The organism is Paludibaculum fermentans, from assembly GCF_051172195.1.
Taxonomy (GTDB): domain Bacteria; phylum Acidobacteriota; class Terriglobia; order Bryobacterales; family Bryobacteraceae; genus Paludibaculum; species Paludibaculum fermentans_A.
The window spans coordinates 684,500-698,624 of record NZ_JBPJAQ010000003.1 but is presented as its reverse complement, the minus strand read 5'-3'; the positions used below and the strand labels follow the sequence as shown (position 1 = coordinate 698,624).

General features: G+C 63.4%; 10 protein-coding genes. 3 read left to right on the top strand and 7 right to left on the bottom strand.

What is annotated here, in order from left to right:
- Positions 1 to 180 precede the first annotated feature (180 nt).
- The 5 genes from ACR9Y2_RS36760 to ACR9Y2_RS36740 all read right to left on the bottom strand — a co-directional run bounded on the left by ACR9Y2_RS36760 (position 181) and on the right by ACR9Y2_RS36740 (position 7,982).
- Positions 181 to 2,670 (bottom strand): ADOP family duplicated permease, encoded by a 2,490-nt coding sequence (locus tag ACR9Y2_RS36760; RefSeq protein ID WP_435046888.1) that lies wholly within the window; start codon positions 2,668 to 2,670, stop codon positions 181 to 183.
- 23 nt (positions 2,671 to 2,693) lie between these two features.
- Positions 2,694 to 3,554, bottom strand: coding sequence for a hypothetical protein (locus ACR9Y2_RS36755; RefSeq protein ID WP_435046887.1), 861 nt, complete (start codon positions 3,552 to 3,554; stop codon positions 2,694 to 2,696).
- A 155-nt stretch (positions 3,555 to 3,709) separates the two neighbouring features.
- A complete protein-coding gene (locus tag ACR9Y2_RS36750) occupies positions 3,710 to 5,107 on the bottom strand; it encodes a TolC family protein (protein WP_435046886.1) in 1,398 nt (465 codons plus the stop codon).
- Positions 5,104 to 6,408: an HlyD family secretion protein gene (locus ACR9Y2_RS36745; RefSeq protein WP_435046885.1), complete on the bottom strand. Its 1,305-nt coding sequence runs from the start codon at positions 6,406 to 6,408 to the stop codon at positions 5,104 to 5,106. Before ACR9Y2_RS36745 ends, ACR9Y2_RS36750 begins: the two co-directional genes overlap by 4 nt.
- Complete coding sequence (locus tag ACR9Y2_RS36740) at positions 6,408 to 7,982, bottom strand: peptidase domain-containing ABC transporter (RefSeq protein ID WP_435046884.1); 1,575 nt, start codon at positions 7,980 to 7,982, stop codon at positions 6,408 to 6,410. The genes ACR9Y2_RS36745 and ACR9Y2_RS36740 overlap by 1 nt, the downstream gene beginning before the upstream one ends.
- A gap of 169 nt (positions 7,983 to 8,151) precedes the next feature.
- Between ACR9Y2_RS36740 and ACR9Y2_RS36735 the strand changes: the two genes are divergently transcribed.
- Both ACR9Y2_RS36735 and ACR9Y2_RS36730 read left to right on the top strand, forming a co-directional pair.
- Positions 8,152 to 8,514 carry an ArsR/SmtB family transcription factor gene (locus ACR9Y2_RS36735; RefSeq protein WP_435046883.1) on the top strand — a complete coding sequence of 121 codons (363 nt, stop codon included), beginning with the start codon at positions 8,152 to 8,154 and terminating at the stop codon, positions 8,512 to 8,514.
- Positions 8,515 to 8,617: 103 nt separating this feature from the next.
- Entirely contained in the window at positions 8,618 to 9,676 is a 1,059-nt protein-coding gene (locus tag ACR9Y2_RS36730) for a tetratricopeptide repeat protein (protein ID WP_435046882.1), read from the top strand.
- A 6-nt stretch (positions 9,677 to 9,682) separates the two neighbouring features.
- Here the strand turns inward: ACR9Y2_RS36730 and ACR9Y2_RS36725 are convergent, their stop codons facing one another.
- Positions 9,683 to 11,518, bottom strand: a complete 1,836-nt coding sequence (locus tag ACR9Y2_RS36725) for a CocE/NonD family hydrolase (RefSeq protein ID WP_435046881.1) — start codon at positions 11,516 to 11,518, stop codon at positions 9,683 to 9,685.
- 244 nt (positions 11,519 to 11,762) lie between these two features.
- Here ACR9Y2_RS36725 and ACR9Y2_RS36720 point away from each other — a divergent pair, with 244 nt between their 5' ends.
- Complete coding sequence (locus ACR9Y2_RS36720) at positions 11,763 to 13,172, top strand: tryptophanase (RefSeq protein ID WP_435046880.1); 1,410 nt, start codon at positions 11,763 to 11,765, stop codon at positions 13,170 to 13,172.
- On the opposite strand, the gene ACR9Y2_RS36715 is transcribed toward ACR9Y2_RS36720, so the two are convergent.
- Positions 13,109 to 14,041 (bottom strand): VOC family protein, encoded by a 933-nt coding sequence (locus ACR9Y2_RS36715; RefSeq protein WP_435046879.1) that lies wholly within the window; start codon positions 14,039 to 14,041, stop codon positions 13,109 to 13,111. The two genes, ACR9Y2_RS36720 and ACR9Y2_RS36715, sit on opposite strands and share 64 nt — an antisense overlap.
- Positions 14,042 to 14,125: the final 84 nt, after the last annotated feature.

Below are 14,125 nucleotides of genomic sequence, written 5' to 3'. Positions count from 1 at the left end.
TGAAGCATTCAGCTGCGGCGATATTATCACCATGAATTGCAGGTGGCAATGGGGGTAGATTGCAAAGAAGTGTCAAGAACCTGACACAATAATCACAGCTAATACCTTACAAACTGGCCAAGTATATGAAATGACTGAACAATGGAAGCGGCTGGCATTCTGGACGCGTATCGATAGATACTACTCCTCGCGCAGCACGGCCGCGGGCGCGGTGGAGAGCGCGGCCCGGACGGCGATCCAGGTAGCGGCCGCTGAGGCGTTGCAGACGAGAAGGATCGAGACTGTGATGGCGGTGGGGTTCACCGCAGGCAACCCGTAGACGAGGCTGCGAAAGAAGGGAGAAGCCGCCAGGAATGAGGCAGCACCCAGGATGGCGCCGGCGATGACGAAGAGCAACGGCCGGGCGGAGAGCAGCCACAGGATGTCGAGGGACTGGGCGCCCAGGGCGATACGGATGCCGACTTCCCGGCGGGACTGGGCCACGGCGAAGGCCAACGTGGCGTAGATGCCCATGAGGACGAGGGCCATGGCCGCAATACCGAAGGCGGAGGAGAGCCAGGCGAGGACGCGCTCGGCCCAGAGGGAGTCGTCCACTTCGGCGCGCAGGGTGTGGATCTCGTAGAAGGGCAACCTGGGCTCAAGGCGAGCGAGGGTGCTGCGAACGGGTCCAATGATCTCCTCAGGCGCACCGTGGGTTCGGACGTGGAGGACGAAGGAACCGCCGGTCTTTAGGGCAACAGGCGAGAAGCCGTAAAGGGTGGGGGGAACGGGCTCGCGTAAGGATCGGTATTTGGCGTCGCTGACCACGCCAACGATGCGTTTCTCTGGTTTCGCCACGACCTCCACTCCCGTGCCGAAGAGTTTACCGATGGGATCCTCGCCGGGGAAGAAACGCCGGGCGAAGACCTGGTTCACCACGACAGGCTGGGGTAACTTCGCGTTGACGTCGGAGGGGAGGTAGTCGCGGCCGGCGAGAAGTTTCAGGCCGAGCGCGTCGAAATAGCCTTCGGAGATGCTGTTCAGGCTGGTATTGAGGAATTCGGAGCGAGGCGCCCGCTTGCCGGCCGGGGCGACAGTGGTCTTGATGCCAGTGCCGCGCATGAGGCCGCGGGAGGAGAAGCCGGCGGCGCGGACACCGGGCAGGCGGCGCACTGCCTGGAGCAGTTGGGCGCGAAGCACTCCGCTTTGGTCGTCGGAGTAGCCGGCCATGGAGGGATCGAGGGTGAAGGTGACGATGCGTGCGGCGTCGAAACCGGGCTGGAGGGTGCGCAGGTTCCGGAGAGTTGCTGTGAGCAGGCCGGCGCCGCCGAGGAGCAGGGTGCAGAGCGCGGCTTGGAAGACAACGAGGGCCCAGCGCAGGTGCTGGCGGCGGGTGGTGCGGATGGAGCGCAGTGCAGTGTGGAGATCGACTCCGGCCGACTGGATGGCGGCGGGCAGGGCGGCCAGGAGTGCGGCCAGGAGGCACAGCAGCATGGAAAGAGCGAGGACTGGCGGTGACGGGCGTAGATCCAGTGAGACGGTGAGGGTGGAGGCAGTGAGGTCGCGCAAGGGCGGCAGGGCCCGAGCGAGCAGCGGCGTGGCGAACAGTGCGAGCGCGAGTCCGGCTATGCAGCCCAATCCGGTGAGCAGCAGGCTCTCTGTGAGCAATTGCGCCAGGATGCGGCGGCCCGTGGCGCCCAGGGCGAGACGGACGGCGATTTCGCCGCGGCGGGCGTAGCTGGAAGCCAGCAGCAGGCCGCCGGCGTTGGCGCAGATGATGAGCAGCAGCGCGGCTACACCGGACATCAGCAGCAGCAGGCCACTTTTCAGTTTAGGCCGCAGCAGGGAGAGGCCGGTTTCCAGGGAGTCCGGGCGCAGGGGCCGCTCACGCCAGTAGGCAGGTTCACCGCTCTTGCGGGTTTCTTCCGCGAGGGTGGAGTCGAGGAGACTGAACGCCTCGTCGCGCGCGGCGGCAGGCGAGACTCCGGGTTTCAGCCGGACGAAGGGAATGAAATCGAGTTTGCGGTAGGAGTTTTCTTCCGGATCCGTCGACATCGATAGGACAGCGCGCAGGGGGACTCGCAGGTCGGGCGTAGTCTCCACCTGGATGCCGTTGTCATGTTCGCGCAACACGCCGACGACTGTGAACGAATGCTGGCTGATGGTGACGGAGCGGCCGATGACCGAGGGATCGGAGCCGAAGTGGCTACGCCAGAAGGGATAGCTGAGGACAACCGGCAGTTCAGCGGAGCCTTCGACGTCGTCCTGTGGGGTGAGCATGCGCCCCAAGAGGGGCGTAGTGCCAAGGATCGAGAAGAAGTTGCCGGTCACCACATGGGCCCGCACGCGGGCCGGCCCGACCGGCGTCCGGCAGGCGGTGTCGAGTTCCGCATATCCGGCTACCTGGGCGAAGCTGGCGCCATGCTTCTGCAGGGCTTCCAGTACGGAAAAGGGCTGCTCACTGCGCGACCCGAGGTTGAGGATGTCCTGGGTGAGGATGTAGAGGCCTGAGGGGTTCTGAACGGGCAGGGGGCGCAGGATGAGGGCGTGGACGAGAGCAAAGACCGTGCTGTTGAGTGCGATACCGAGAGCCAGCAGGAAGACGATGAGACAGGAGATACCCGGCGAGGCGCGAATGCGCCGCATGGCCACCCGAAGGTCCAATTTGAAGTTCGGCCCCAGGTGACTCATGCGGCTATTTTACTGATGATCAGTTACTCCTTGGGGAGCTTCTTGTCGGCCTCGGCGATTTTCTTGAGCAGCGCGTCGGCGTCCTTATTGCCCTTCACGAGGCCCAGCGCCTGGGTAGCGGCATCGTAAGCGGCGTGGGTAAAGCGCGCGGGCTGGTTCAGCTTCTTCTGCCCGAACATCTCGCCCACGTTCCAGAGCTGTTTGGCGGTCATGAAGAGGAAGGCCTGGCCGTCGGCGGTGGCGGTGCCGTCCTTGTAGGCAGCGCGGGCCTTGGCAGGATCCTTGGGCGAGCCGAGGGCGAGGCTGGCCTGGTTGGCGATTTCCCGGCGAACGACTTCCTGTTCGACGCCGACGATTTCGGCGGCGGGCACCATCAGCCCAGTGACGATCTTCTTGTACTGGCCGGGTTCGGCAGCGGAAGCTTCAGGAATTTCGAAAGCGAGCTTGGCTTCAGCCGCCTTCGCGCTGGCGACATAGCCGCGGGCGAGTTCGATGAATTGCATGGCGGCGGCGGAGGCTTTGCCCTTGTACTCGTTGTTGTAGCGGCGGAAGGGCACGGCATCGCCGCGGGTTTTCTTGGTCCCCTCGGCGAACTTGTCGGCCAATTCCATATAGGCGTTGGACATGCCGCCGGTCATGATCATGGCCCAGGGGCGTGCTTGTTCCGTAAACTCGCCTTTCTTTTCGGCGAGTTCAACCAGGATGCCGCTGACCTTGATGTATTCGCCCTTCTTGTAAGACTCCTTCGCGGTGTTCCACTTGAAGGCGGGGCTGCCGGGCTTAGGCGGCTCTGGCCCTTTATTTTCCGCGCAGCCCGCGAGGAACAGCGCCACTCCGCAGACCATCCCGACCTTCATCCAGTTGCTCACTTGCATGTCCTTCATGACCTCCAAAATCACCTATCCGGGTCTTGTACTCGGCAAAAGTATACAGTTATTGCAAGCCGGGGGAAACCCCATCCCGGCGAGGCGGAGAAGGCTCCGCAGACTGCCGGCCGGACAACGGGTGATTCAATCCGGGCGGATCCCAGACATTTTCGTCAGTTCTCCTGCATGCGCGCGCCCAGCGCAAATTCGTACTGCGCCAGGGCACGGAAGTATTCATTTGTGGCGGCTACCTCACGGAGGGCTGTGTCGAAGGTGGACTGCTCCCTCAGGTTTACCAGGAAGAGAGTTCCTTCACCGAGTTCAAATCGCACCCGCTCAGCCGTTTCCAGCTCACGCGCCACCGCCAATTCCTCCCTCAGCACTTTTGCTTTCTGGAAGGCGGTGCGCAGGGCCGAGTGGGCATCGCGCACTTCGGCCACGATCTGATCCCGGGTGAAGCGCTCGCGCAGGGCGAGTTGTTCCCATTTCGCCGCAGCAACCGATTCGCGGCCCTTGGCGGCGCGCCGCTGCAGAGGCAGATCGAACGTCAGGCTGGCCGCCAGTTCATCGGTCCCGCGCCGGACGAGGCGTTCTCCGGATTCGCGCGTGTAGTTGACGCTCAGGTCGAGGCCTGGCAGCTTCTGATTGCGGGCGAGCCGGCGGTCGACATCCAGTTGACCCTTCTGAGCTTCAAAGCGCTGCAAATCGGGCCGGCGGAGCAGTGCGAGTTCAATATCCTCCCTCAGGCGGCTATCGCTGACCTCGGCCGCGGCCGGGAAGGAGGGTGGCAGATGATGAGGCTGAGGGAGCACGGGCTCTCCCTGGGCGTTGCGCCAGAACAAGGACAATTCGATGGCAGCCGCCTCGAGCCCTCTCTGGGCTTCAATCCAGAGGGCCCGGCGCGTGAGAATGGCGCGTTGATTGTCGGTGACGTCGATCTGCGGGATCTGGCCGAGACCGGCGGCCTCTTTCAACTGCTTGTCACGCTGTTCGGCGGCAAGCAGAATCTCGCGCGAGACGCGATGCCTGATGCCGAGGGCCACCCAGTCGTAGTAGCGCCGGGTAGCCAGCTGGATGATGGCGAGACGCTGTTGAGCGACGCCGAGGTCGGCAATGCGGCGGCCCAGCCACGCCTTGCGCAGATCGGCACGGCGGGCGTCAAGAGCGCGGTCGCGCAGTAGGGGCAGTTTCATGCCCACCTTGTACTCGCCGGCGGCATCGGTCTGCAGTTTCCCATCGTAGGCGGCAAACGAACCGCGGCCCAGGTTGTACCCACCGTGCAGGCTCATGCCCTGGAACTCCAGCGGCTGCTCCACGCCGACGCGGTAGAGATCGTTGCGGTAGTAAGTGAGGTAATCGCCCTCGAACCCGCCCTTTACGGTGAGATCGAACTTGCCTTCAGCGACGGTGAGATCGCCGTCGGCGATGACCCGATCGCGCAAGGCTGCGAGCAGCGGCGGATACTGGTCTGTCACCGATTGCAGGACGTCTTCCAGCTTCAACCAGCCGGATTGGGCGGTGACGCTACTGGCGGATAAAAGCAACAGCATGCACAGAGCCGGACGCTTCACGGCTTTTTCTCCTTCGATTCAGACGTAGCGGCGCCGGGTTCGTTCTCGGCGATCACAGGCGGGAACCCGTTGAGCCGGCGCCAGAATTCCCACCCCAGCGGCACTTGCCTCAGAAGTACCCAGCCTTTGGCCTGGACGCCCTGACGCAGGTAGTTGGCGGACGGCCAGCGCTCGTCCGCGGGGTCGGGCGAGACGAGAATGCGAAACTTTCCAGCCTTGTTGCCGGTGGCATCCACCAGGCGCACACGTCCGCCGAAGGTGCCCACGGCCACGGACGGCCAGCCGACAAACTGGATGGCGGGCCAGCCATTGAACTGCAGGCGGACCGCATCTCCAGGTTGGACAAGCGGGAGATCGACACCGCTGAGCCAGAGCTCGACGGTGGGCTCCTCCACATCGGGGACGAACTGAGCCAGGGGCTCTCCGGCTTTGAAGACCACGCTCTCGGGCTGCGCCAGGAGCCGGAGCACGGTTCCGTCGCGGGGCGCCACCAGCGTCTGTGTCTGTTGCCGGGCCACGCGGACATCGATGCGCTGCAGCTCGGCCCGGATATTGGCGACCTCACCGCGAGCCAATTGTATGCTGGCCCGCTCTGCTTCGATAGCGGCATCGCCATCGGCGCGTACCTTGCGCAGATCATCATCCAGGGCACGCTTCTCGCTTTGCGCGGCACTCAGGGCGGCTTCGGCCCTGAGGACTTCCGCCTGCGCCGTAGCGGACTCCTGCCGGGCGAGTTCCAGCGACCGCTGGCTAGCGAGGCCGGACTTGAGCAGGCCGGTGTGCCGGTCGAGATTGAGCCTGGCGGCCGTCAACCGTTCCTGTGCCATGGTGAGGGCCTGCCGGGCCTGACCGATGCGTTCCTCCGCCATGGTCACGCGGTTTTGCGCCGCCGAGATCGCACTGGTCCGAGACTCCTCCAACCTGCCGATGCGCAGCAGGTGGGCCGAGACGCGGCCTTCCGCATTGCCCCGCCGGTCGTCGACGGCGGACCGCTCATTGCGGATGCGGTCGAGCATTTGCTTGTCGTTGTCGGCGAGTTCCACGATGACGGCGCCTTTCTTTACGCGGGAGCCTTCGCTCACGTGCCAGCGCAGCACGCGGCCCTCGACCGGGGCGCTCAAAACCTGAGTGCGCTCCAGCGGACTGAAGGCGGAAACCTGTCCCAGGCCGGAGACGCTCTGCTGCCAGGGAGTGAACACCAGTGCCAGGGCCGTGAACAGGAACATCACCACGAGGATCGCGGCGAGCGTCCTGACAATGCGAGGCGTCGTAACCAGTTCCATTGCAGCCAGTGAGCTCATCACGCCACCTCCGAGACAGTGTGTTCGCGCACATTCAGCTGGCGGCCGCAGCGCTGAATGATCTCCGGGTTCTGAGTCACGGCAATGATCGTCCAGGGGGCATCGCTCCTGAAGAGGAAGTCGAGCAAGCGCCCCCTCTGGGGCAGGTCGTCCAGGCGATCGAGGCACTCATCCAGGATCAGCAGCCTGGGCTGCTGGGACAGGGCGCGTGCGAGCTCCAATTGGACGCGCTGCCCGTGCGAGAGTGGAGCCCCGCCCGTGGACAGTGTGGTCTCCAGTCCCTGGGAGAAGGCCGTGACTCGCTCCAGCAGGCCCACCGCATCGAGTGCACGTCGAGCGTCCAGGACCGACAGTTGCTCATTCCCCAAGCGCAGGTTCTCGAGAATGGTACCTTCGAAGATCTCGGGCATCCGGACCAGCGCGACCTGCGAGCGCAGATCGCCGAGGTGGATCTCCCGCAGGTCCAGTCCATCGATTTCAACGCGCTGGGCATCCACGGGGGCCATGCCGTAGAAGGTGTCGACGAGGGTGCTCTTGCCGGAGCCGGTCTGGCCTGTCAGCGCGACCCGTTCGCCGGGTGGAATCCGGATGCCGGCGATGCGCAACTCGGCTGGTTGCCCCGACTTGGGAAGGAGCGCGCCGCCGGCACGCTCCACGGGCAGATCGGTCAGGTAGCCCAGTTTGTCCACGGCCGCCATCAGGTCGTAGAAGCTCTCCAGGTGCTTGCCGAACTTGGTGAAGCCGCTCACGACCAGGGCCACGACGATTTCGGCCGCGACCAACTGACCCAGGGTGAGCTGGCGCTGGATCACCAGCCAACCGCCGACGCCGAGCAGGGCGGAACTGGCAATGGCCTGCAACACGAACGAGCCGGTCACCTGGCGCATGAGAATCCGGAAGTGGGCGCCGCGGTAGCCCAGGTATTGGACGACCAGGTCGTTCGTCCGGCCGATGGCAAGCGCCTCGCCGGCCCGTGTCTTGAAGCCAAGGGGGTGGCGGGCCACCTCCTCCATCCAGGCCACCAGCGCGTACTTCGCTTTCGATTCCTTCAAGCTGGTCGCCACCGCACCCGCACCCACGGGAAACAGGATGAACCCGATGGCCGCCAGCAGGAGGACATCAAAGGCGAGCAGCCAGGGATGATAGACCGCAAGCAGCACCATGCCGATGACGGACTGCATCAGGACGGACAGACCGTCGATGAGGAGGCTGGCGCCGGCCTTTTGTACCGTGACTACATCGAGGAAGCGGTTGACCAGTTCCGGACCGTGGTGGGTCTGGAGCGTGGCTGGAGCTACGTGGACGAGCTTGCTGGTGACCTCTCCGGCCAGGCGCACAAAGACGCGCCGTTGAATCAACTCCACCACCCACATCCTTCCGGCATGCAGCACTACCGAGAAGCAGAGGGCGGCGAAGGCCAGCAGGGTGAGCACGACCAGGGGTTGGAGCAGGGTTCCGAAGGCGACGGTGTTGACGACCGCCTGGACAGCGATAGGCACGGCGAGCGAAATCAGACCAATCGAGGCGGAGTAGACGACCGTGACCCAGAGTTCCCGGGATTCCAGGCGAAGCATGGAGCGAAGCCGCTGAAAGGGCGGGGTTGCGGTTTGCAGTTGGTGCATGGGGTTACGACAGAAAGATGCCTGTCGAAAGATCCCAGTTTCAAAATGTTTGCATGTTTGAATATATGGATCTATTGGAACTGTAGTACATCTGAAGAGGTAGCTGGAGGGACCGATCACAATGCCGGCAAGGTCGATGATCGCCAAAGAGATGGCTGAGTTCCTGGGTGTGCTGTCCCATCCACAACGTGTGCGGATCGTGGTGGAACTCCGTGAAAAGGAACTGGATGTGAACTCGCTCCAGACGATTCTGGGGACCAGCCACTCGGCCGTTTCGCAGCATCTGGCGTTGCTGAGGGCGCACCGGATCGTGAAGGAGCGCAGAGACGGGCGGCATGTGAACTACAGCCTCCAGGACCCTGACCTGGCGGCCTGGCTGCTGCAGGGGTTGCGGTTTCTGGAAGAGAGCGCCCGGGTTGGTGACGAAGTGCTGGATGCGCTGGTCTCGGCCCGGCAGAGCTGGACGGAGACGGACGAGAAATAGCCGGCCATCCGAAGCAGCTCCACCCCGGAGCGGCACGTGGTGGTGAAGGCCGGAGTCCGCGATACAATAATCTACGGTGGGGTTAAATTTCCGTTCAATCACCGTGCTCCTCGTGTGCCTGAGTGCGCTGCCCGCATGGGCTGAAACGCCGGCGCAGGTGGAATCGCTTCTGGAACTGGGCCATTTCAAGCGCGCGAAGGCCATTGTCGACGCGCAGCTGAAGGCCAATGCCAGCGACGCCCAGGCACATGCCTGGATGGCGAAGATCCTGATCAACTTCAACGACATGGAAGGCGCCCTGGCAGCGGCCGAACGGGCCGTGGCGCTGAATCCAAGGAGCGCTGCGTTCCAGGGACAACTGGCGGAAGCGTGCGCCATGATGGCCGACAAATCGAACCCGCTGAAGGGTTACGGCTATGTCCGGCGCATGAAGAAAGCGATTGAGACCTCGTTGTCGCTGGACCCGAAGAACACCGACACCATGCTGGTGGAGATGATGTTCAGCTGGAAAGCGCCGAGCATCGCGGGCGGGGACAGGAAGCTGGCGGTGCGGATTGCGGATCAGATCACGGCGATTTCACCTGTTTGGGGCTATCTTGCCCATGCCCGCCTGCTGCAGGACCAGGGCCAGGATGCGGTGACGGAAGGCTGGCTGCGCAAGGCGGTCCAGGCGGATCCGGCATTCTACCGGGCGCGTGTGTCGCTGGCACGATTCTATTGCTGCACCGCGACGAACAAGAAACTGGACTTGGCCGAAAAGGCGGCAAACGAAGCGATTGCGGTGGACGCTTCGGCGTCTGGCGCGTATGAACTGCTGGCGCATGTGTATGCCACGCAGCAGCGCTGGGCCGACCTGGAGAACGTGCTGGCGCGGGCCGAGCGGGCCGTACCGGACGATCTTGGGGCGTACGAATCCGCAGCCCGGGCGCTGATGGAGATTGGACAGGACTTCCGGCGGGCTGAGCGGTATCTCGCCAAGTACCTGAGCCAGCCGGCCGAGGGACGCCAGCCGTCGCACGCCGAGGCGCGCTGGGTGCTGGCGAACCTGTACATCAAAGAGGGCCGCAAGGCCGACGCGATCAGGGAATTGCGGGCCGCGCTCAGGATCCAGACCGATTATGAGCCGGCCAAGGCAGACCTGAAGCGCATGTTGAACTCCTAGGGGAGCTCAGCGAATCACCATCACATCCAACCCGCTGGCCATGCCTGCCTGACGGGCGATGCGCTGCGTCGCCTTGATGAAATCCTCGGCGCGTGCGTCCGGGATGCTGGGCACGAACTTCTGAGGATTGCGATCGACCAAGGGGAACCAGGAGCTCTGCACCTGGACCATGATGCGGTGGCCGCGCTTGAAGGTGTGCAGGATGTCCGGCATCACGTACTCAATCTTGACGAACTGGTTGGCGGGTAGCGCTTCGGGCTTTTCCATGGACTTGTAGAAGCGGCCGCGAAATGGCTCGCCGCGAATGAGTTGCTGGTATCCGCCCATGCGGACGTTCGTGGGATTGGGGGTAGGATCCGGAGCGTCGGCCGGGTAGACGTCGATCAACTTCACGACATAGTCGGAGTCGGTGCCGGAGGTAGAGGCGAAGAGGTGCACATCGAGCGGTCCGCCGAAGGTGATGGCCTCTTCGAGCGGTTCGGACTGATAGGTGAGCACGTCGGGACGGGCGGAAGCGTGGCGCTGGTCGTCCACCATGTAGGTTTGGGGCACGCCGGAGGCGACGAAACTGGTGAAGGGCACGGGCTTGGCGGGGTCGCTGGTGTAGGCGTCAAAGGCGGCGGAATCAGCCGGAGGTTCAAAGCCGAGTTTGCCGCCGACCTGGAAGTAGAGCGTCTTCTTCTCGGCGCCGCGGGGCGGCCAGACGTCGTAGCTGTGCCATTCGTTGCTGCCGGTGGCAAACACCCAGGCGGCCGGGGGTTTCCATTCGCCTTTGTCTTTCAGGAAGTGCTCGAAGAAGGGGAACTGGATCTTCTCGCGGAAGAACTCGCCGGTCTTGACATCGAAGCGAACGGGTCCCAGGGACGAGCCGTCGCCGCGGGCCCAGCCGCCGTGCACCCAGGGTCCCATGACGAGCGTGACGGGCGACTTGGGCTGATGGCCGGTGGCCGCACGGAATAGGCGCAGGGGGCCCTGGAGATCCTCGGCATCGAACCAGCCACCCACGGCCAGGATAGCGGGGGTGGTGTCGTGGATGTGGGGCTCGAGGCTACGCGGCTTCCAGAACTCGTCGTAGGACGTGTGTTTCAGGTTGGCGGTCCAGTAAGGGTTCTCGAAGCGGAAGTACTTCTCGTTGCTATTGGCGAGAGGCCCCAGGCCCAGGTAATAGGCATAGTGATCGGGGGTGCCGAACTGGAACCCGGCATTGCGCTCGGCCGCGGGACGCTGCGGCTGCTTGTGCTCATAGAAGAAGCGGTAGAAGCCGAAGTTGGCGGCGAGCATGAAGGCGCCGTTGTGGAAGGAGTCGTCGCCGCGGAAGAGGTCGATCATGGGGGCCTGCGGGGAGGCGGCTACCAGCGCGGGGTGGGCCCCGGGGATGGCGGCAGCGGCGTAAAAACCGGGGTAGGAGATGCCAAGAATCCCTGCCTTCCCATTATTTCCTTTGACATTTTTCAACAGCCACTCGACAGTGTCATACGTGTCGGTGCTCTCGCTGAGCGTGCCGCCGTGCGGACGCATTTCGAGGAAGACTCCTTCGCTCTCGTAACGGCCGCGCACATCCTGGCACACGAAGATGTAGCCGGACTTCACGAACTGTTCACTGGGGCCGAGGCGTTCAGGATAGTTCTCGATGCCGTAAGGAGAACAGCTATAAGGAGTTCGCTGCATCAGGAAAGGGTAAGTGCGCGAGGAGTCCTTGGGCACGTAGACCGCGGTGTGAAGACGCTTGCCATCCCGCATGGGGACCTTGAATTCGTACTTGGTGTACGACTCGCGGAGGGAGGCCGGACCCTGCGCCGAGAGGGTGAGGGCGGCGAAGAAGAGACAAATAAAGGTACGCATCGAAGACCTGAGTATTTCTCCAGTGTAGCCATTTAGGGCCGGGGGCCAACTGTAACGGATTGGAAACCAACCGTGGGGATGCGGAATCTAACCGGGTGTAGAGAGCCGGCACACCCCCCAAAAGGCGTGCTGCTCACTCGGCGGCGCGTTGGCCGGTTCTCTCGTTAGGGCGGTCGCTCCTCCTCCGACGACCGCCCTTTTTTTTGCCTTCCCTTCCGCGGCGATACACTAATTGCGGAATCGAATGCAAACCATCATCGAACCATTTCGCATCAAGAGCGTGGAACCTTTGCGGAGAACCACTCCGGAGGAACGCGCCAACTACCTGGAACAGGCCGGCTATAACCTGTTTCTATTACGTGCCGACGACATCCTCATCGACCTGTTGACGGATTCAGGCACTTCCGCCATGTCCACAGCCCAGTGGGCTGCCATGATGCGCGGCGACGAGTCGTATGCGGGCAGCGCCAGCTATTTCCGCCTGAAGAGCGCCGTGGAAGACCTGACCGGGTTCCAGCACGTGATCCCTACCCACCAGGGGCGGGCGGCGGAACGCATCCTGTTCTCGGTGTTGTGTAAGCCGGGCCACATTGTACCGAACAACACGCACTTCGACACGACGCGCGCCAACATCGAATTTACAGGCGCAGAGGCGCGTGACCTGCCGCTGCCGGCCAGTGCGGACACGCAGTCGACTGGGCCGTTCAAGGGCGGCATGGACGTGGAGGCGTTGGAGCGGCTGATTGAAGAGTACGGGCCGGACCGCATCCCGCTGATCATGTTGACCGTCACGAACAATTCGGGCGGCGGGCAACCGGTCTCGATGGCGAATATCGAAGCCGTGAGCGGCATAGCCAGGCGGCACGGCATCCGCTTCTACCTGGACGGGTGCCGGTTCGCGGAAAATGCCTGGTTCATCCGGCTGCGGGAAGAGGGGTATGCGGACTGGACTCCCAAGCAGATTGCGCAGAAGATGTTCTCGCTGGCGGACGGCTGCACATTTTCCGCGAAGAAGGATGCATTCGCCAATATCGGCGGACTGCTGTGCACCAACGATCCGGCGCTGGCGCAGCAGGAGAAAGACCTGCTGATTCTGACGGAAGGGTTCCCGACCTATGGCGGGCTGGCCGGGCGGGACCTGGACGCAATCGCAGTCGGCCTGCAGGAGATTCTGGAGCCGGACTACCTGGAGTACCGCATCGCCTCCACCGGCTATCTGGGCCGGCACATCGCCGACCACGGTGTGCCGATCGTCGAGCCGCCAGGAGGCCATGCGATCTACATTGATGCGGGACGGATGCTGCCGCATATCCCGAAGCACGAGTTTCCGGCACAGTCGCTGGCCGTGGCGTTGTACCTGCACGCCGGAATTCGAGGTGTGGAGATCGGCTCAGTCATGTTCGGCGAGCATGCACGCTATGAATTGCTGCGCCTGGCGATCCCGCGCCGGGTGTACACGCAGAGCCACATCGACTATGTCGTGGAGGCGATTCTGGAAGTCAACGAACGCAAGGACGAGCTACGCGGATACGAGATCACGCAGCAACCGGAGTTCCTGCGTCATTTCTCGTGCCGGTTCCGGCCGCTGGCTCAGGGTTGCCCGACGGGCACGGGCGCCTTCGAAGAAGGGGTGGGCTTGCCGTCGACGGTGTGAGGTTCCATGAGCTCGACGCGCGTACCGTCGGGGTCATAGAGGTTCAACTGGCGCTTGCGGTTGATGCCGGTGCGAATCTCCATGGGCCTGGCGTAGGCGGCCTTGCCTGGCATCAGTTCCAGGGCCGCCTTCGCTTTTTCGATGTCCGGCACAAACAGGCAGAGATGATGCGCGGTGCCGCGCTTGGTGGGCTCCGCGATGGGGCCGTTATAGAGCATGAACTCGACGTAGTCGTCGCCGTCGGGCACTTTGGCGTTCACCCAACTGAGGAGTTTCTCGTTGCTGCTGCCGCGCCAGATCTCCTCGAAGCCCAGAATGCGGCCATAGAAGTCCATGGCTTTGTCGAGCGAACCCACAAGGATGCCGACATGGGCGGCACGGTCCGAGATGCGGTTGGCGGGCAGTGACTTGCCGCGGGCCCGGGAACTGGCGCTGTCCGATTCATACTGGACGATCTCGACCGAGTGGCCGTCAGGATCCTGGATCATAAAATTCGAGTTGCCGGTGCGGCCCTTGGCGACACGCTGGGGCACCTTGACGCCCTTTGCAGCGAGATAGGCGCGCATCGCCTCGGCGTTGTCGACTTCGAGGGCAATGTGATTGAGCCGGTCTGTATTCGGGGCACGTTCCGGAAAGAGCTCGATGTACTGACGTTCGTTGATCTTGAAGAACGTCAGGGAGAGCGATCCGTCGGGCTGGGTCAGCCAGAAGGCCTCTTCGTAGCCCAGCAACCCGTGATAGAAGGCTCGCGACGCCTCCACATCCTTGGCAAACACGGCGATATGGGCGACTCCGGTGATCCTGGGCCGTTTCACATCCTGGCCGGAACAGACGGCGGCGAGCAGTGCGAGCAACAACGCGGATTTCATGGCATCCGCATCATATCGCGACTGGCGACGGAGGTAAGCGCCGAAGGGGTGAGGTTCGCGTCTAGAAGAGCGGCACCTACCGGC